Source organism: Pedobacter nyackensis, from assembly GCF_900176505.1.
Classification (GTDB): Bacteria; Bacteroidota; Bacteroidia; order Sphingobacteriales; family Sphingobacteriaceae; genus Pedobacter; species Pedobacter nyackensis.
Genome location: NZ_FWYB01000006.1, coordinates 94562 through 113834 on the forward strand (window position 1 = coordinate 94562; position 19273 = coordinate 113834).

The following is a 19273-nucleotide window of genomic DNA, read 5'->3' on the forward strand; positions in this document are numbered from 1 at the left end:
GAATGCAAACATAAAATATCAGATGCAAAGTTCAGCTATATTCCCTCTTTTTTATCTTCCGCCTGTTGGTTACTTCTCTGGTTTGAAAGACTTTGATTACAATTTTTTATTAGAAAAGGAAGAACATTTCCCTAAACAAACCTATAGAAACCGGACCAGCATATACTCGCCCAACGGACAATTAGATTTAATAATTCCTGTAATCAGGGGCTCAAAGGTCCATACCAAGATTAAAGATGTTAAAATTAGTAATGATTTTAACTGGCAAAGACTGCATTGGAAGAGCTTTGAAAGCTGTTACAGGAATTCTGCATACTTCGAATTTTATGAAGATGAGTTTGCTCATTTCTACCATAAAAAGTTCGATTATTTGTTTGATTACAATTTACTGCTTTTAGAATGGCTCATCAAACAACTTAAAAAAGAAGCTACCATTGGCTTTACGACTGAGTATATAAAGGAAATTGATCCCGCTCTGGATTTCAGAAGCAAACTGCACTTTAAAAATCCTATAAATGAAAGTGATTACAAACCTTATTTCCAGGTTTTTGATGACAGAGAGGGTTTTAAACCAAACTTAAGTATTGTCGACCTGTTGTTTAACCAAGGTCCGCAAACCAAATCATATCTCTGATGTATGGGAAAACCGTCTAAACGCAAGCATAAGCGCAAACATTATTCTTTTCAATCGGTAGGCACTAGTCCGGGTGTTGTATCCATCGATGAAAATGCGCTAAAGCCCATTATTAATTTCCATAGCTATAATGATCACCATTATGCGGTTAAGGAACTGGAACACATCAATGACTTAGCGCGGATTATTTGCAATAAGGAATTCAATTACTGGATTGAGATTAAAGGTTTTAAATCGCCTGAGCTGTTTGAAACCTTGAGTACTGATTTTAACATCAACAAACTGGTGCTGGAAGATATAACCAGCACTTATCAGCGTCCGAAGTTTGAAGAATATGGAAAGTATGACTTTTGTGTTAGCCGGATGCTTCGTTTTGATGAGCAGAAGAACCTGGATAATGATCAGGTATCTTTTATACTGACAGACAATGCTTTATTTACCTTCCAGGAGGAATATGAGGATTGTCTTGATCCGGTAAGAACCCGCCTGAAAGGCGGCAAAGGTAACATCAGAATTGGAGGTAGCAGCTACTTGATGTATGCTTTAATGGATACTATTATTGATACTTATTTTGTAATCCTTGGCGCCTGGGGCGATGAGCTTGATCTGATTGAAGATCGTTTGTTTGAAAAGCCGGATAAAAGTGTGATGTTTGACACCCAACTGGTTAAACGGAATCTTATTAACGTTAGGAGGGTGGTTTGGCCAGAGAGAGACAAGCTGAACGATATACTTAGAAGCGATAGTCTTTTGATTCCGGATCAAACCAAGATGTATATCCGTGATTCTTATGATCATTGCATACAGATTATTGATATGGTAGAGTCTTTAAAAGAGATTTCGGCCAGTAATATTGATATGTACTTATCCATCATCAGCAACAGAATGAACCAGATCATGAAGGTGCTGACCATCATTTCTTCCATATTTATTCCCCTAACTTTTATTGCCGGAATTTATGGCATGAATTTTTCCTATACTGATCCGGTGACGGGTAAAGTATTGCCCCAGAATATGCCTGAGCTTTATCAGGAACATGGGTATTTATATACCATGATCGTAATGGGGGCCATCGCCGTGTTACAAATCTTATATTTCTGGCGAAAAGGATGGTTTAAATAGAAACGATTATTATTACCTTTACCGCCTCATGCAATCTTTCGATCTAGACAAAACAGATATCTCTAAGATTAAAGCAGCGCTAAGCGGTGATGATGAACAACTCAAAGTTATTCTGGGGGAATATCACGCCTCTGAAATCGCTATTCTTTTCGAGAGCTTAAGCAAGGAAGATAAGCAACGGATCATCAATCTCCTTGATGTAGAAATTGCCTCGGAGGTCATCTCTGAAATGCATGAGGAATCCCATCCGGAAGAACTTTTACTGCAACTGCATCCCGATAAACGTACTGAAATCGTGGAAGAGCTGGATTATGATGACGCGACAGACATCATTTCTCAACTGGAAGAGCATGAGCAGAAGGAAATTCTTGCAGATCTGAGCGAAGATGACGCTTCCAGCATCAGGAACTTATTAAGCTACCACGAAGAAACTGCGGGTGGTTTGATGAATACGGAGTTTATCCGCGTCAATTTGAACCTGACTAAAAAGGATGCGATTGAGGAGATCATCAGACAAAGTGAAGAAATTGAGGAATTCTACACCATCTTTGTGGTTGATGACGACAATGTTTTTCATGGAATTGTATCTTTAAAGGACATCATTAAGGCCAAAGGGAACGTGAAAATCACGGAGCTCGTTAAGGCTGAAGTCGCATGGGTATACCCAGATACAGATCAGGAGGAAGTAGCCAGATTGATTTCACAGTATAACATTACCAGTATCCCGGTACTGGATAAGGAAATGAAACTTTTAGGTCGGGTTACCTTTGATGACGTTATCGATGTACTGGAAGATGAAAATACGGAAGATATCTTGAAAATATCCGGGGTATCGGAAGATGAGGAACTTAGCGGTAACTGGTTAGAGGCTGTAAAATCACGTTTACCATGGCTTATCCTTAATCTGGGCACTGCATTTTTAGCTTCTTCGGTAGTCAGACATTATGACGACACCATAAAGCTGATTACTATTTTACCCGCCTATATGACAATTATTGCCGGTATGGGAGGGAATGCAGCTACACAGGCCCTGGCCGTAACCGTAAGAAGGATTTCCTTATATGATCTAACCGACAGCCAGGCTTACCGAACTGTTTTAAAAGAATTTACAGTAGGGTTGATCAATGGAGCCTGTACCGGTGCTATCGTATTTATAGTTGCACTATACTTTGATTCCAATCCAATGCTTGGTCTGGTTATTTTTTTAGCGATGACCGGGAACTTATTAATTGCGGGTATAACCGGCGCTGGCATTCCTTTGGCACTAAAAAGAATTGGCATCGACCCGGCTATTGCATCTTCAATAATTATTACAACATTTACAGACGTTTTCGGATTTTTACTCTTGCTGGGACTGGCAAGCCATCTTTTACTTTAATAAACCAAATATATGCAACAAACAAAACACAACTGGACTAAAGAAGAAATCTCGGCTATTTATCACAAGCCGTTTCTTGACTTAGTTTATGAGGCTGCAACTATACATCGTGAAAATAAAGACTACAATGAAGTTCAGGTTAGTTCATTAATATCTATAAAAACCGGGGGTTGTGCTGAGGATTGTTCTTACTGTCCACAGGCCGCACGTTACCATACAGATTTAGAAGTTCAACCACTTATGCAGGTGAGTCAGGTTGTTACTGCCGCAGTTAAAGCAAAAGAGGGTGGAGCATCCCGTCTGTGTATGGGTGCTGCATGGAGAGAGGTTCGTGATAACAGAGATTTCGACCGTGTGATAGAGATGGTTAAAGCTGTAAATGAAATGGATATGGAAGTTTGCTGCACGTTGGGCATGCTTTCCGAAAGTCAGGCTCAAAAACTTGCTGATGCGGGTTTATACGCATACAACCACAACATTGATACCTCAGAAGATGACTATAAACGTATCATTTCTACCAGAACTTACGATGATCGTTTAAATACCATCAAAAATGTACGTAAAGCAAAACTAACTGTTTGCAGTGGAGGAATTATCGGTTTGGGTGAAACAACTGAAGACAGGGTATCTATGCTGCAAACCTTAGCCAATATGGAGGTTCATCCTGAATCAGTTCCTGTAAATGCACTTGTTCCTGTAAAAGGTACGCCATTAGAAGATCAGCCACGTGTTCCAATCTGGGATATGGTTAGGATGATTGCTACAGCACGCATTGTAATGCCGAACTCAGTTGTACGCTTATCGGCAGGAAGAAATGAAATGAGCACCCTGGAACAGGCATTCTGTTTTATGGCTGGAGCAAGTTCCATTTTCGCAGGTGACAAGTTATTAACTACACCAAATCCTGCTTTTGTAGACGATATGGCTATGTTTGAATTGCTGGGATTAAAAACCAGAGATGCATTCAAGAACGGCAGACCAGCTAATACAGTTAACAAAACTGAAACAGCAGCTTTATAAGCCTAAATTTTAATCTTTTCAGATAATTTAAAGATATCGTAAGATACCTTTTGTATTAGATCAATCTGCTCGAAAACCATAATCTCATCGTTTGGAATTTCAGTAGATTGATTTATGTTTCTTCTGATCAAAGGAACATTGCTGGTAATTTCCTTGTTATACTCCAGATTCTCAATCGCCATGTTTAACAGATAGATGCTATTCTGTACTACTGGTTTAAGCACATCAAAATCAGCTATAACAAAATCGTGTTCCTTTTTATACAAGGAAAGTGTGGCGATATAAGAGGATAAATGGTGATTTAGTGCTGTGAACTGATGAAGTTCAGTCATCATTAGCTGTTTACTTTTAGGCTCAGAAAACATCCGCTGAAAAAGCGAAGCCAGGTTGGCTGTGGTAACATACACTTCTTTACGCGCCACCTTGTAATTGGTCAGATCATGAACACCATTTGTATACAGCAATACAACCTCTTCAAAATACTTCATATTCGCTTTGAGGGTATCTAACATGGCTTCTTTAAGTTTCTCGTGCTCCCAATTTGGAAACAGCGAATAACTGGCCATCAACGCAATACCTGATCCGATCAAAGTATCATAAATCCTTTCCCGGGCAATAGATAAACTACCCATGCCGAGGAAATCAAACAGGACAAGTATGTAAGGCGTCATGAAAAGTACACTCACTACGTAGTTTTTACGCTGGAAACTATAGGCTCCAATCATACAGAAAAGAAGGATAATAAAAAGGGTATTCTTGTCCTGGATATAAACAAGTATGCCCATCCCAATAAATGCACCGATTACCGTACCTATGATCCGTTCGTAATTTCTTTTCTTGGTTAAGCTAAAGCCTGGTTTTGAGATCACCAATATGGTAAGTAATATCCAGTAACTATGCGAGAAATTTAAGGTTTTTGCGACCATAAAACCAATCAGCATCACAATCGCAACGCGCAGTGAATGCCTGAATGTAGAAGAGCTAAAAGTGATATTTTCAAATAACAACCCAGGATCTATGCTTTGTCTGGTCACAAATTTTTCCACCTCAATTTTCCTGGGTTTCAGATTTTTCTTTTCTTTTTTATTGAAGTAACTGTTGATTGTTTTAACACGGGATAGGATGTTTTCAATGTTAACCTCTATATTCTTTAAAGCGATAATACCTAAAGTGTTGTATTTACCATCAGTATTCTCACGCTCCAGCTGGGTAATCTCATTTCTTAGGGTAGCGACATCGTCAATGAGTGAAGTTGGCAGACTTGGGATTCCTCCGGTTTTTAAGGCAAAGGCAATATCATCCAGCTCATCAGCTATTTTAATAATAACAGATTCGTAATGCGTTAAAATCCCTGAAGAATCAAACTGCTCATGCAACTGTTTGTAGTTGTAATAGGTAGACATCACTTGCTCAAACAGGTCGACCATATCTACGAAAACCAACAGGAGAAACCTTCCTTCAGGAGTAGATTCCCTTACAATTTCCCGTGTTTTAAATAATACTTCCCTTACAGCATCCTGTTTTTCATGTACAAGCACCTGGAGTTGCAATAATTCAGCGTAATTATCATCATAATCGATATTTTGATGATAAAATCGGGCCTTAGCTCTCAAAAACAGACTAACCTCATGAATTGAATCACTTAAAATTTGCTGGGCAATACGAAAGGGGCGGATGCGGTAGAAAAAATAGCTTAATAGGGTATACCAGATACTTCCGGTAAAAATAAGCGCAGAAGAAAACAAGACTTCCTGCCATGGCCTGATGTCATCAATACTTAAAACCATGATCAGCAAGGATGCAGTGCCAATTGAAGCCGCTCTTAATCCATACACAAAGAACATAGAAAAACCGAAACTGAAAAGTACAATAAGTACACCGGTAAAATAAATGTTGCTATTGGTTAAGCCAACGATAATGAAAATTAGTGTAATCAATGCAGTGGTAATAAGCATCGCATTTCTGCGGTGCACAATCGGACCTGGCGTATCTACAACACTTGCACATAAAGCGCCCAGGGAAAGTGTCATTCCATATTGAATCAAGCCAAATTGAGCAAGAATCAAAGATGGACAAAGCACACCAAGCGTTATACGTAATCCATCAGCAAAATATGTACTTAACAAAAAATCATGAACACTTCTGATGGGACGATTTAACATACTTCGAATTTATAATTAATACATATCAATTATTTGACCATTATTCTTAGTAAGATCAACATTTTTTGTGTTATATTTAATTTTAAAGACAAAAAGTCTTTCCTCATAAACAATCCCAATATATCTTCCTAATAATCAACCTGCCATAATTATGTATAATTAATATTATGTTAAGTACGATTTTGTATAAGGCCCTATTGAGCTTTATTTAGTGTATTCTAAAATTCTTCGAGTTTACCTTTTAATTCCTGGATTTTATCCAATCTACCTTTACGTGTATAGATATCCATCAGCAATTGTACTGTTGCTTTATCATTTTGATTCACTTCATGTGCCTGAAGCAATGCAATTTCTGCTCTGTTGATATATGAAGAAAATTTACCGGAATTTTCTTTCTTACCATTTTTCAAGGATTCATTTGCAGAGTTTATATAAACGAGGCCAAGTTGGTATAATGCATCAAAATAATTTTCATCCAACGCTAAAGCTCTGTTGTAAGCGAGTTCTGCTGTACTGTTGTTAGCTTTATGCTGTTGAAGATAGCCATACAGGAAGAATAATAATTTATTACCAGTCTCTACTTTAAGTGTTGATTCGATGACATGTAATGCTTCCGTGTATTTTTCATTATCCAAAAGCAGATTAATGTAATCATTGGTCAGAAAAACATTATAAGGATTGACTTTGATGCCATCTTCAAGTGTTTTTATGGCTAGTTCGTGTTCAAATTTAGAACTGTACATTTCGGCCATGCTTTGAAAAACAACCGGATTTTTAATACCATTGTCTTTAGCCCGTTTAAAGTACAACAAGGCATTATCGTAGGCCTGGATACTTTGTGCCGACAATGCGGTATTGATGGCTAATGCAGTGTCTTTTGGTAAAAAATCACTTACATCCTTAAGTAGTTCATATGCAGCTGCGAAGTCGCCTTTTGCATAGGCTACTCCCCCTTTGTTTTGCTTTCTGATGTTTACATTGTAGGTCGCTGCAGAGATTAAGTTGCTATTAGCCTGAAATTTATCTAATCTTTTAGCTGAATCCAACGCTTGTATTGCGAGATTGTAATATCTATCTGCATTTCCTTCATCTGTCTCAATAATGGAGACATACGCACTTAAATATGCTTTTATAGCCCATGTTTCCGGCCACTTCTTGGTTTTCTTATCATTTTGAGCAGCTTCAACAGCTTTCACCCCCTCTCCTAGTATACTCAGCTGTTTTTTTGCATCCTGTTTGCCGTTGATTGCCACTTGTAGCTTACCAACGCTGTTACGCGCAATTTGAAGCTGACTCTTTTGGGCAAAGGCAACATTACAGCTTATTGAAACCAGCAATACACTAGAAAAAAAGGATATCTTACTCATACAAAACATGTTCTTGATACAAACTTATAAAAAAAAAAGAGGGATAAAAATTACCCCTCCTTTTAATTACTTATTCTTAATTGATTATTGCTTTAGTGCAGTCAATTTTTTGTTTACGATTTCATAGTTAACCTTATCATCTTTAAACAAATAAATGATCTTAAGATTCTCTAACGCATTAACGTTTTTAGGATCTAACTCTAAAGCCGCTTTATAGTAAGGAAGAGACTGATCGATGAATTTTGTCATCTTTACACCCATCTCATTAAATTCTTTAGTTTTCTTTACATCCAAAGCATTTCTTTGGGTTTGTATAGCTAAAGCTTGCTTGTAATAAGTATCTCCTAACAGGTACTGATAAATTGCATTTTTAGGATCTTTAGCAATTAGCTTTTTCAGCATCTCCTGAGATTTCGCGATATCACCTTTTTTGATATATAGATCGGTTTCCATACCAATGAAATAAGAATCATCTGGGTATTTAGCGCCTGCTTCCTGAAGAAGAGTCATACCACCAACACTATCTTTCAATTTATCGAAAGTAATGTTTATAATCTCAGAATATAATACTTTAGAATCCGGGTAGTTTAAATCAATTGCTTTTTTGAAATTTCTAACAACCTCAGGATAGTTTTGTATTTCTTTAGCGGTTACACCAGCATTAACATACATTCCTGTATCTGTAGGATTTTTAGTTGTGATTTCGTTGAAAGCATCAAGAGCCAGCGCGAAGTCTTTCTTTTTGTACGCGTAGATTGCTCTGTTTCTTAAAGCATTTTCTACACTTACTTTTGACTGCTCGATATTTTCTTTCTCAGCGCCCTTTTTGTCTAATTCTACAGCTTTAGCAATAGCTTCTTCAGCTATTTTCTGTTTAGCTTTAGCGTTATTCAAATCTACAGAATCAACCATTGCAATTCTTGAAGCGAATAAAGCTCTGTAAGACCAGGCCTCTGGCATAATCTTCGACTTTTCATCAGCAATTGCCTTATCGGTATGCGCTAAACCTGTGTTAAGTGCTTTTAAATGAGCATCTAAGGTCTTACCTGCGGTAATACCTAAAAGATTCCAAGCTTTTTTAGCCTCATTGACTTCACTTTTTTGAGCGTTTGCAACTGTGGCGACACCTACAAACAATACACCTAAAAGTACTTTTTTCATCGTTTTAATTTTTGTTTTTTAATGGTAAATGAAGCTACCGTATTAGGATAGCTTCATTTTATTTATGTTGAAATCGATTAATTCTCTTTTTCAGAAGAATCTTCATCAGCCTCGCCTTCTTCGGCTTCATTGTCTTCAACTGCGTCATCAATAGGCTCGTCTTCTACTTCACCTGCTGCTTCCCCATCAACAACTATATGGCTTTCTGCATCTTCAGTTTCCTCGTCTTCATGTTCAATTCTGGCAACAGAAGCAATTTCATCATTACCTTTAAGGTTGATCAGGCGTACTCCCTGAGTTGCACGACCCATAACTCTTAATCCGCTCACTACAATCCTAATTACGATACCTGATTTATTGATAATCATTAAATCATCTGCATCAGTAACATTTTTAATGGCAACAAGGTTTCCGGTTTTTTCGGTAACATTAATGGTTTTAACACCTTTACCACCTCTATTAGTAACGCGGTAATCTTCGATGTCAGTACGTTTACCATAACCTTTTTCTGAAACTACCAATACAGTTGCTCCCGGATCATCCACAGCAATCATGCCAACTACTTCATCTTTATCATGTGCAAGGGTTACACCGCGTACACCAGTAGCAGTTCTACCCATTGGTCTAACCTTCTCTTCATTGAAACGAATCGCTCTTCCTGAACGTAAAGCCATTACAATCTCACTTGAGCCGGTAGTTAAACTTGCTTCTAATAATTGATCACCTTCATTGATATTAATTGCATTGATACCATTTACCCTAGGTCTCGAATAAGCTTCCAGAGAAGTTTTCTTAATCGTTCCTTTTTTGGTACACATGATGATGTAATTGTTTTCAAGGTATTCCTGATCTTTCAGATTTTTAACCTTGATAAAGGCTTTAATTTTCTCTTCTTTAGGAATGTTGATGATGTTCTGGATTGCTCTTCCTTTACTCAACCTTGATCCTTCAGGGATTTCGTAAACTCTTAACCAGAAACAACGACCGGTTTCTGTAAAGAACAACATATAGTTGTGGTTAGAAGCAATTAATAAGTGTTCAATAAAGTCTTCATTTCTTGAATCACTTCCTTTTGATCCTTTCCCACCTCTACCTTGAGTACGGTATTCAGTAGCTGGAGTACGTTTAATGTATCCTTCATGAGAAATGGTAATTACTACCTCTTCATCCTCAATAAAGTCTTCCATACTCATATCTTCTGCTGAGTGAACGATAGAAGTTCTACGCTCATCACCATATTTTTCCTTCATTTCGATCAACTCATCCTTGATGATCTGCATACGTTTGCCTTCATCATCCAGGATAGATTGTAAGTACTCAATCAATTTCATCAATTCGTTGTACTCTTCTTTGATCTTATCGCGCTCCAGACCTGTTAACCTACGAAGGGTCATATCAAGGATCGCTCTTGCCTGAATATCAGACAAGCCGAATTTCTCCATTAAGCCCATTCTGGCTTCTTCCGGTGTTTCCGAACTACGGATCAATTTGATGACTTCATCTAAATGATCTAGTGCGATTAATAAGCCCTCTAAAATATGAGCACGTTTGTTCGCTTCAGAAAGTTCAAATTTAGTTCTACGAACCACTACCTCATGTCTGTGCTCCACGAAATAGTGGATCAGATCTTTCAGGTTCAACAATTGCGGTCTGCCTTTAACAAGCGCAATGTTGTTTACACTAAATGAGGTTTGTAGAGCCGTTTGTTTAAATAAGTTATTTAGTACAATAGAGGCATTTGCATCACGTTTGATTTCGTAAACGATACGGATACCATCTTTGTTCGACTCATCCTTGATGTTAGAGATACCTTCGATTTTTTTCTCACCTACCAATTCGGCGGTGCGCTCAATCATCATGGCTTTATTTACCTGATAAGGTATTTCAGTTACGATAATGGTTTCGCGATCTTTTGTAGCTTCAATTTCAGCTTTTGCACGCATTACAATACGGCCTCTACCTGTTTCAAAAGCTTCCTGCACACCTGTGTAGCCATAAATTATAGCTCCTGTAGGAAAATCAGGTGCTTTAATGTGCTTCATCAGCTCTGCTATAGTTATTTCATTATTATCTATATAGGCTATAGTTGCATTAATAGTCTCGGTAATGTTATGTGGAGGCATATTTGTTGCCATACCTACCGCGATACCTGATGAACCATTGATCAATAAATTCGGAACTTTCGAAGGAAGTACTGTAGGTTCCTGCAATGAATCATCAAAGTTCAGCTGGAAGTCAACCGTATCCTTATTGATGTCCGCAAGCATATCCTCGGCAATCTTCTGAAAGCGCGCTTCCGTATAACGCATTGCTGCCGGAGAGTCACCATCAATTGAACCGTAGTTTCCTTGTCCTTCAACCATCAGATAACGTAGGCTCCAGTCCTGGGCCATCCTTACCATCGTATTGTATACCGATGAATCACCATGTGGGTGATACTTACCCAGCACCTCACCAACAATACGTGCAGATTTTTTATATGGTTTATTGTTTGCTAATCCCAGATCAAGCATCCCGTACAACACACGACGGTGTACCGGTTTTAATCCATCCCGCACATCAGGCAGAGCCCTTGATACGATAACCGACATCGAATAATCGATGTAAGCGGATCTCATTTGCTCGTCAATATCGATTCTAATTATTTTGTCGTTTTCTTGATTTTCTAAATCTTCAGCCATAAATATTAATGTTCCTTAAGAACGATTTAAATGTGGTATTCTTATAACCTTGCGAATCTAATAAAAAATGCGCCATAAAGGCGCATTGTGGAAAAATTTTAACCTATAAATCTTGGGTTTATTTGGCCGTTAAGCCCATACTATTCCCTTTTTAAGCTTACTTAAAGTGTCAGACTCCTGACTACCAGAAAGTGGTTGATGGTTGTAGGTCCATTTTGCCAATGGAGGCAAACTCATCAGGATAGATTCTATCCTTCCGTTGGTCTCCAATCCGAATTTAGTTCCTGCATCATATACCAGATTAAACTCAGCATACCTGCTTCTGCGCAAATATTGCCACTCCTGTTGTTTTTCATCGAATTCCTTATCCCTGTTTCTATCGATCAGTTCTGTATAAGCAGGAATAAATGTATTTCCTACCGCTTTAGAAAATTCAAGGATCTGATCAAAGGAAAGTCCCGTATTTTCCGGTTTTAGTCTGTCGTAAAAAATACCACCTATACCCCTGGTTTCTTCGCGGTGTTTGATGAAGAAATAGTCATCAGCGTGTGCCTTGAATTTCGGGTAGAATGAAGGATCAAATTTATCGCAGGTTTGCTTCAAAAGATGATGAAAAAACCTTGCGTCAGTATCGATGATATAGTGCGGCGTTAAATCAATACCACCACCAAACCACCTGGTCTGTTCGTCCATTTCGAAATACCTGATATTCATGTGAATTATTGGCACAAATGGATTAGAAGGATGCATAACTATGGACACGCCGGTTGCAAAAAACTCATCACTTTCTACTTTAAATGCTTTCTTAACGGCATCGGGTAATTTCCCGTGTACCGCGGAGAAATTAACCCCTCCTTTTTCAATCACATTACCATGCTGCATGATGCGGGTTCTGCCGCCACCACCACCTTCGCGGCTCCATATCTCTTCTTCAAATTTAGCCTTTCCATCAGCCAGTTCTAAACTGCCACAAATCTCATCCTGAATTTTTTGATAGGCTGCTACTACTTGATCTTTAAACACCATTTCAATTAAAACTAAGCTCAAAGTTAACCTTAAATACAAGGCGTTTTCCCTAAAATTTACAGATAGTACATTGTTTTGACAAACAAAAAAAGAGGTAGTTGTCATTGCTGATCTACCTCTTTTTAAAGTATTTTTTTGTTTTGCCTTACCTCAGCTATTTACTGTACAGGAGGCTTTTTTGTGGTGTCAGGTGGCATTGTTTTCATTGTATCTTTTTTCATGGTATCAATAGGCTTAGACATATTTGTGTCAACAGCCATTGTATCGGTAGTCCCCGATACACTCTTTGTTGAATTACAGGCAGAGATTGCCATGGTTAAAGTGCCAGCTACGGCAAGAGTTAAAAGTGTTTTTTTCATGTGGTTCTTTTTTATATCCATCCACTTAACAAACCAGAGGAGTAAAAGTTTTATTAATTTACATCAATGATGCATTTTTAGCTTATCTAATAACTCAGGAGAAATATTTTCTGCATAGGCACCATAAGCATCTATAATTACGCCTTTTAAATTCCCTACACTAGAAGAGATCGCATAAATCACGGAACTATCATCCGGATCCGTCATTCCCTCAAAACGATAAAACTCATCAATTTCAAACTCTTCAGGCATCAGCTGTATATCGATGGCTTTGCACTCAATATATTCAGCTGTTAAACTGAAATCATATTCATAACCTCGTTTTTCGAGATCTTCAACTGCAGCTGTAAGGGTGTCATATATATACATAACTCTAATTTAAAAAAAAATACTTTATCCTCCTAGATTAGTTTTATTGTTCAATAATCTTTCTGATATTTAAGCATCATGGTTGTATCAGAAAATACCCTTAAATGGGGCTTGTGTTTATATCCTCCTTTATTATTTCAGCGCATCTGGGTTAAAAAATTCCATAAAGGATTTAGAGGGGTTGATGTTAAAATTGCAAAAAGCATATTCAATAAAAACTATAATGGTTCCATTTTTGGCGGTACAATTTATGCCGCTACCGATCCATTTTACGCTTTGTTGTTCGATCAACTACTTCAAAGGGCGGGCTTTAAAGTGCGGGTATGGCTAAAAAGTGCTTCCATTCAATACCTAAAACCAGGACGTGGACATTTGTATTTTACGATCTATGTAACTGATGATATGTTAAACGAAGCGATAACAGCGTTAAACTCCACAGGAAAGTTTGTAAAAGCCTATCCTATGGAAATTAAAAATGCCGAAGGTGAACTCTGCGCAACAGTGATGAATGAAGTTTATATAAGGAATCTACACCAGGGAGAAGAACCAATTATTGCCTATTAACGGTTTAAGAAGTCGAGACATGAATATTAGGAAGCTGATTTTACAAGGAGAAGGTACAACGCTGGATTTTAAAAAAACAATTACCAGCAATGAGAAAATAGCCAAGAGTCTTGTCGCATTTGCCAATAATAAAGGTGGACAACTATTAATTGGCGTTGCTGATGATGGAAGTATTAAAGGGGTTAAATCTGAAGATGAAGAGCGGTATATGATTACAAAATCAGCTCATCAGTTCTGTAAACCAGCAATTGAACCTGAATTTGAAGAAGTGTACGTGGATGATAAGCTTGTGCTTGTTGTAAAAATAGCCTGCAGTGATACAAAACCTCACTATGCCCTCGATGAGCAAAAAAAATGGTGGGTGTATTACCGGGTTAAAGATAAGAGCTTGCTGGCCAGCAAAATCATTGTTGATGTAATCAAAAAAAGCAGTGAAAAAGACGGACAGATGATCACTTATACTGAACAGGAAAAGAAACTGTTTGAATACCTTGGTGAAAAAGGAAGGATTACTTTAAAAGAGTTTAGCAAACTCACCAGAAGCTCATACAGGCAAGCTCAAAAGATCCTTGTAAGCTTAATTCTAAGTGGCGTCATCAGGCCACATTCTTCCGAAAAGGAAGAATATTTCACTTCAATTTAAGAAGGCTCGTGTCATCCCAAATTCATTTCATAATCCGTAATATTATTTTAAACGTTTTAAACTGGGATTGATAGATTATTTGCAAACCTAAAGCGATAATTCAGGACAAAAAAGCCGACTTTTGCCCGAATGTTGATGAATCTGTATACAAAATATAAGCCCTATTACTCTGATAATTTACGTCTGGCCATGCCAATTGTGGTGTCACAATTGGGACATACATTGGTGCATCTGGCGGACAGTGTAATTGTTGGTCATTTTGCAGGTACCATTCAACTTGCGGCCGTTTCGTTGGTAAACAGTCTGTTTATGCTCATTCTTGTTTTGGGTATGGGTATCTCCTACGGACTAACTCCTTTAATCGCGCAGGAAAACGGACGTAAAAATTATGATGAGTGTGGTAAATTACTGTCCAATAGCCTTATTATAAACTTTTTCATGTCTATCCTCCTGTACGCTTTTGTACATCTGGGAACTTTATTGGTGATAGACCATATCGGACAGTCGCCAGAGGTTGTTGCTTACGCTAAGCCTTATCTTGGCTACCTGGGTATATCAATTATCCCCTTGATGATCTTTCAGACTTTCAAACAGTTTGCAGAAGGATTGGGCTTTACAAAACAAGCGATGTTCGTTTCCATCTGGGGGAATTTACTTAACATCATTCTCGGGATCATATTTGTAAAAGGTATGTTTGGTATTGCGCCTATGGGTGTTAAAGGTGTAGGGTTGAGTACTTTGATCGACCGTACATTAATGGCTATAGTGATGTCGTACTATGTATTAAAGTCTAAACACTTCAAGCTTTACACTAAAAGCTTCCGTCTGGGTTTAATAGATAAGGTACGTAGCTTTAAGATTGTAAAAATTGGTGCTCCTGTGGCGCTACAGTATTCATTTGAGATCAGTGCATTCAGTGGAGCTGCTATATTAATCGGTACGATTGGTGCTGTAGAGCAGGCAGCGCATCAGGTAGCCATAAACCTGGCCTCGGTTACCTATATGATGGCTAGCGGTATTGCTTCTGCAGCTACTATAAAGACAGGAAACAACTTTGGGAAAGGTAATTTTTCTGACCTTAGGAAGTCTGCGATTGCCAGTTATCATGTTATTCTGTTGTTTATGACTGTAACTGCCGGTCTGTTTATTCTGGCTAATAATTTTCTGCCTTATATCTATACCGAAGATGTTGCCGTAATCAATATTGCAGCGCAGTTGCTCATTATTGCGGGGTTCTTCCAGCTATTTGATGGTACGCAGGTAGTTGGTCTAGGTGTTTTAAGAGGAATTGGCGATGTAAATATCCCTACCCTTATCACCTTTATAGCTTATTGGATTATCGGTATACCTTTGGGATATTTGCTGGGCATTGTGCTTGGTTTTGGTGTAAATGGTATCTGGTATGGTTTAACATTTGGATTACTTACGGCTTCTACCCTCTTGTTTCTGAGGTTCCAAAAAAAGACCAGACTTTTAACGGTTAATCCTTAAGGGTTAACCGCTCTCTCCTTCCTCTTCATAATTATTTGCAATTCCAGGCTAATTAGCCAATGGCCCTTTCCTGCCCGCAAACGGGCATTTTAAAATTAAATCTATTAAATTAGTAGAATTATTTTGATTATTGAAAAAGTTGAATTAATATTGTCTACCAATTTGATAGATATTATATATGAAACTAAAACTACTTAGCGAATTTTACACTGCATTTTTGAAAGATTCTGAAAGAAAATCAATGTGTTGCTGTCCCATGTAAACTACATGCAGATGTCAATTAACAAATTATAGATTTTCATTTTCACAAATTTCCAATGAAACCTTACAAACACAAAATATACTACTTCATTTTACCACTGCTTGCCCTTCTATCCAGTCAACACGGCTTTGCCCAGGGAAACAACTTCATCGTTATCTCAGGTAAGATTATTGATGAACTTACCAAAGAATCCTTACCGGGTGTCAATGTGCAGATTAAAGGAACCGTAAACGGGATAGCAACAGGTGCAAATGGTGAGTTCAATTTAAAAACAAGAGCAAGGTTCCCTTTCGTACTTCTGGTGTCGAGCATCGGCTTTAAAACACAGGAATTCGAAGTAAAAGGTACTGATTCAAGAATAAATATTGCACTGGTCACACAGACTCAATTGGGACAAGAAGTGGTTATCACCGCATCCAGAGTTGAAGAAAGTATTCTTAAATCCCCTGTAGCCATTGAAAAACTAGATATACGGGCCATTCGCGAATCGCCTGCACCCACCTTTTATGATGCGCTAGAAAATGTAAAAGGTGTACAAATGATCACCTCCAGTTTGACTTTTAAAGTGCCTAATACCCGTGGATTTAATATCCCCAACAACTTTCGCTTCATGCAATTGGTTGATGGTGTAGACATGCAAGCTGCAACTTTAGGTGTGCCTCTTGGCAATGCCATTGGCCCTACTGAGCTTGATATTGCAAGTGTAGAGATCACGCCCGGTGCTGCTTCAGCCCTATATGGCATGAATGCAATTAATGGTATGTCGAACTTAATTACTAAAAGTCCTTTTCTATATCAGGGCTTAAGCATATACCAAAGAACAGGTGTTAACCATGTGGATGGCATTGATGCCGACCCGAGCGTGCTTACAGAAACAGCTTTCCGTTTTGCACGTGCGTTTAACAATAAGTTTGCTTTTAAAATCAACGGTAGCTACATACAAGGTACCGACTGGCGTTCAAACACCCGGTTAGACCAAAACCCCAATAATTTAAAAAGTGCCAATCCTGGTTTTCCTGCCTTAGATGGCGCTAATAACGTAGCTTTCGATGGCTGGAACAAGTATGGTGATGATGCACTGGCAGGTAGCAATTTGGCTTCAAACGTAACCGGATTAACCATTGACGGCAAGCCTAATCAAACTTTACGTGTGGTAAGAACCGGTTATTGGGAAACAGATCTGGTTAGTCCGAAGGTAGATAACCTTAAGTTCGATGCAGCTTTACACTATCGTCTAAATGATCATGCAGAACTTTCCTATTCTTACCGCATCGGTAAAATGGATGGTGTATTTCAACGCGGTAATAAAATACAGCTTGATAATGTTGTTGTACAAAATCATAAGCTGGAGTTAAAAGGCAGTAACTTCTTGGTGCGTGGCTATGCTTCCCTTGAAAACACAGGTGACTCTTACAATGTAAAGCCACTTGCCGATAATATTGATCTTTACGGTGATGGTACAGGGACAAATGGGAATACGGCCTGGGGAACAAAGTATAAAAATGCACTAAATACCTATGCGACTAATAATGGAGGTTCACTGACTTCTGCTAACCTTGGAGCTGCTACACAGTATGCCCGCCAGATTGCCGATGCCGGACGTGCTTTACCTGGCACTCCTGAATTTCAAGCTTTAAAAAATACAATCCGGAATATCAATAACTGGGATTTTTACAACGCCAAAACATTGCCTAATGCCCCTAAAACAGGTGGAGCTGCATTGATTCAAAAAAGCAGGTTGTACAATCTGGAGGGACAATGGGACTTGTCGAAACAAGTGAAGATCTTCGACCTATTGATTGGTGCAGACGCACGTCTTTATGATATTATTCCTGATGGAAACAATTTTGTTGATTTTAAGCGTCCTATCAATGAACGTAATATTCCATTGGCCGACGGCAGTTTTGGAGAAGATGTGTATTACAAGAAATTCGGAGGCTTTGGTCAGATCACAAAAACACTATTTAACGAAAAACTTAAACTGTTCGGATCTGTACGTGTAGATTATAACCCTGAGTTTGACCCTAAGCTTACGCCACGTTTGGCAGCAGTATATACCGTTGCACAACGTCATAATTTCCGATTTACCTTTCAGCAAGGTTACCGTTTCCCGGCCTTATTTGAAGCTTTATCTTTCGTAAACAATGGTACGGTAAAGCGTGTAGGTAGTTTATCCTACATTAACGAAGGTTTAGGATACCTTGAAAACAGCTACACTCAGGCCTCTATCGTTAATTTTAATGCGGCAGTGAGCAGTCAGGGTAATACAGACGCAGCAGCGTTGGCAAACCGAGGCTTGCTTAAACCGGCCGATCTACCCAAAGCCCGTCCTGAAAAGATCAACTCTTTCGAGGTTGGTTACAAGAGCATTTTGTTAGACAATAAGCTTGTGGTAGATATTGATGCTTATTCCAATACCTACGATGGCTTTTTGGGTCAGGTACAGGTAAGCGTGCCTATTGGTACTACATTGAGCACTGATGCAGCTGTATTGGCGATGGTAGATAGAAACCGTGATGGTACGACTGCAAGTGGCGGCAATGCGGCCAGTGATGGACAGGCGCGCTATAGGGTTTATACAAATGCAAAAAACACGTATCGCAATTACGGTTCATCATTAGGTATCACTTACAACTTCTATGAAAAATATACCGTAGCAGGTAACGGAAGTTACAATAAAATGAAGAGTAATGCTACGAACGACATTTTCGTAACAGGATTTAACACACCAAAATGGTCTACTAACCTTTCTTTCGGAAATCGTGAAATCATAAAGAATGTAGGCTTCAGTGTGGTGTATAAATGGCAGGATGCTTTCTTATGGGAAAGTCCGCTTGTAACTGGTCAGATCGCCGCAATAAACACCTTCGATACGCAGGTATCTGTTAAAATACCTAAAGTTAAAACAAGCATTAAAACAGGTGCTACCAATATTTTCAACAAGCGTTATGTACAATATGCAGGCGGACCAACCATTGGTGGTTTGTATTATGTAGCGATTACCTTAGATGGATTATTAAACAAATAATATTTT

15 protein-coding genes are annotated in these 19273 nt (G+C 38.4%); 8 read left to right on the forward strand and 7 right to left on the reverse strand.

The window, feature by feature from the left end; translation table 11 throughout:
- The first annotated feature begins 22 nt into the window (after window positions 1-22).
- Genes B9A18_RS12610 through bioB form a run of 4 tightly spaced genes read left to right on the forward strand, consistent with a single transcriptional unit; the run spans window position 23 to window position 4154 of the window.
- On the forward strand, window positions 23-634 hold the full coding sequence (locus tag B9A18_RS12610; protein ID WP_084289678.1) for a WbqC family protein: 612 nt from the start codon (window positions 23-25) through the stop codon (window positions 632-634).
- A gap of 3 nt (window positions 635-637) precedes the next feature.
- The gene (gene corA, locus B9A18_RS12615) at window positions 638-1756 is read left to right on the forward strand and encodes a magnesium/cobalt transporter CorA (protein ID WP_084289679.1); all 1119 of its coding nucleotides are present in this window, start codon (window positions 638-640) and stop codon (window positions 1754-1756) included.
- 28 nt (window positions 1757-1784) lie between these two features.
- A complete protein-coding gene (gene mgtE, locus B9A18_RS12620) occupies window positions 1785-3134 on the forward strand; it encodes a magnesium transporter (protein ID WP_084289680.1) in 1350 nt (449 codons plus the stop codon).
- A gap of 12 nt (window positions 3135-3146) precedes the next feature.
- On the forward strand, window positions 3147-4154 hold the full coding sequence (bioB, locus tag B9A18_RS12625) for a biotin synthase BioB (RefSeq protein ID WP_084289681.1): 1008 nt from the start codon (window positions 3147-3149) through the stop codon (window positions 4152-4154).
- 2 nt (window positions 4155-4156) lie between these two features.
- Here the strand turns inward: bioB and B9A18_RS12630 are convergent, their stop codons facing one another.
- The 7 genes from B9A18_RS12630 to B9A18_RS12660 form a co-directional block, all read right to left on the reverse strand.
- Window positions 4157-6316 carry an FUSC family protein gene (locus tag B9A18_RS12630; RefSeq protein ID WP_084289682.1) on the reverse strand — a complete coding sequence of 720 codons (2160 nt, stop codon included), beginning with the start codon at window positions 6314-6316 and terminating at the stop codon, window positions 4157-4159.
- A gap of 218 nt (window positions 6317-6534) precedes the next feature.
- Window positions 6535-7683 carry a tetratricopeptide repeat protein gene (locus B9A18_RS12635; RefSeq protein WP_084289683.1) on the reverse strand — a complete coding sequence of 383 codons (1149 nt, stop codon included), beginning with the start codon at window positions 7681-7683 and terminating at the stop codon, window positions 6535-6537.
- Window positions 7684-7767: 84 nt separating this feature from the next.
- Window positions 7768-8844 carry a tetratricopeptide repeat protein gene (locus B9A18_RS12640; protein ID WP_084289684.1) on the reverse strand — a complete coding sequence of 359 codons (1077 nt, stop codon included), beginning with the start codon at window positions 8842-8844 and terminating at the stop codon, window positions 7768-7770.
- A 77-nt stretch (window positions 8845-8921) separates the two neighbouring features.
- Window positions 8922-11525: a DNA gyrase subunit A gene (gene gyrA / locus B9A18_RS12645; protein WP_084289685.1), complete on the reverse strand. Its 2604-nt coding sequence runs from the start codon at window positions 11523-11525 to the stop codon at window positions 8922-8924.
- Window positions 11526-11654: 129 nt separating this feature from the next.
- Window positions 11655-12551, reverse strand: a complete 897-nt coding sequence (gene hemF, locus B9A18_RS12650) for an oxygen-dependent coproporphyrinogen oxidase (protein ID WP_084289862.1) — start codon at window positions 12549-12551, stop codon at window positions 11655-11657.
- 158 nt (window positions 12552-12709) lie between these two features.
- Complete coding sequence (locus tag B9A18_RS12655) at window positions 12710-12910, reverse strand: coproporphyrinogen III oxidase (RefSeq protein WP_084289863.1); 201 nt, start codon at window positions 12908-12910, stop codon at window positions 12710-12712.
- Between the two features lie 63 nt (window positions 12911-12973).
- Window positions 12974-13279, reverse strand: coding sequence for a phosphoribosylpyrophosphate synthetase (locus B9A18_RS12660; RefSeq protein ID WP_084289686.1), 306 nt, complete (start codon window positions 13277-13279; stop codon window positions 12974-12976).
- A 78-nt stretch (window positions 13280-13357) separates the two neighbouring features.
- On the opposite strand from B9A18_RS12660, the gene B9A18_RS12665 reads away from it, so the two are divergent.
- The 4 genes from B9A18_RS12665 (at window position 13358) to B9A18_RS12680 (ending at window position 19267) form a co-directional block, all read left to right on the forward strand.
- On the forward strand, window positions 13358-13843 hold the full coding sequence (locus tag B9A18_RS12665; RefSeq protein WP_084289687.1) for a DUF4442 domain-containing protein: 486 nt from the start codon (window positions 13358-13360) through the stop codon (window positions 13841-13843).
- Window positions 13844-13862: 19 nt separating this feature from the next.
- A complete protein-coding gene (locus B9A18_RS12670; protein ID WP_084289688.1) occupies window positions 13863-14486 on the forward strand; it encodes an AlbA family DNA-binding domain-containing protein in 624 nt (207 codons plus the stop codon).
- 129 nt (window positions 14487-14615) lie between these two features.
- Window positions 14616-15977: an MATE family efflux transporter gene (locus B9A18_RS12675; protein WP_084289689.1), complete on the forward strand. Its 1362-nt coding sequence runs from the start codon at window positions 14616-14618 to the stop codon at window positions 15975-15977.
- Between the two features lie 317 nt (window positions 15978-16294).
- Entirely contained in the window at window positions 16295-19267 is a 2973-nt protein-coding gene (locus B9A18_RS12680; RefSeq protein WP_084289690.1) for a TonB-dependent receptor, read from the forward strand.
- The last annotated feature ends 6 nt before the right edge of the window (window positions 19268-19273 follow it).

What these genes read in the sequence shown, in the direction of transcription:
- B9A18_RS12665 (WP_084289687.1), top strand. Translation starts at nt 13,358, where the DNA reads ATGGTTGTATCAGAAAATACCCTTAAATGGGGCTTGTGTTTATATCCT.
- corA (WP_084289679.1), top strand. Translation starts at nt 638, where the DNA reads ATGGGAAAACCGTCTAAACGCAAGCATAAGCGCAAACATTATTCTTTT.
- bioB (WP_084289681.1), top strand. Translation starts at nt 3,147, where the DNA reads ATGCAACAAACAAAACACAACTGGACTAAAGAAGAAATCTCGGCTATT.
- B9A18_RS12635 (WP_084289683.1), bottom strand. Translation starts at nt 7,683, where the DNA reads ATGAGTAAGATATCCTTTTTTTCTAGTGTATTGCTGGTTTCAATAAGC.
- B9A18_RS12630 (WP_084289682.1), bottom strand. Translation starts at nt 6,316, where the DNA reads ATGTTAAATCGTCCCATCAGAAGTGTTCATGATTTTTTGTTAAGTACA.
- B9A18_RS12655 (WP_084289863.1), bottom strand. Translation starts at nt 12,910, where the DNA reads ATGAAAAAAACACTTTTAACTCTTGCCGTAGCTGGCACTTTAACCATG.
- B9A18_RS12675 (WP_084289689.1), top strand. Translation starts at nt 14,616, where the DNA reads ATGTTGATGAATCTGTATACAAAATATAAGCCCTATTACTCTGATAAT.
- B9A18_RS12640 (WP_084289684.1), bottom strand. Translation starts at nt 8,844, where the DNA reads ATGAAAAAAGTACTTTTAGGTGTATTGTTTGTAGGTGTCGCCACAGTT.
- mgtE (WP_084289680.1), top strand. Translation starts at nt 1,785, where the DNA reads ATGCAATCTTTCGATCTAGACAAAACAGATATCTCTAAGATTAAAGCA.
- B9A18_RS12610 (WP_084289678.1), top strand. Translation starts at nt 23, where the DNA reads ATGCAAAGTTCAGCTATATTCCCTCTTTTTTATCTTCCGCCTGTTGGT.
- B9A18_RS12660 (WP_084289686.1), bottom strand. Translation starts at nt 13,279, where the DNA reads ATGTATATATATGACACCCTTACAGCTGCAGTTGAAGATCTCGAAAAA.
- B9A18_RS12680 (WP_084289690.1), top strand. Translation starts at nt 16,295, where the DNA reads ATGAAACCTTACAAACACAAAATATACTACTTCATTTTACCACTGCTT.
- hemF (WP_084289862.1), bottom strand. Translation starts at nt 12,551, where the DNA reads ATGGTGTTTAAAGATCAAGTAGTAGCAGCCTATCAAAAAATTCAGGAT.
- B9A18_RS12670 (WP_084289688.1), top strand. Translation starts at nt 13,863, where the DNA reads ATGAATATTAGGAAGCTGATTTTACAAGGAGAAGGTACAACGCTGGAT.
- gyrA (WP_084289685.1), bottom strand. Translation starts at nt 11,525, where the DNA reads ATGGCTGAAGATTTAGAAAATCAAGAAAACGACAAAATAATTAGAATC.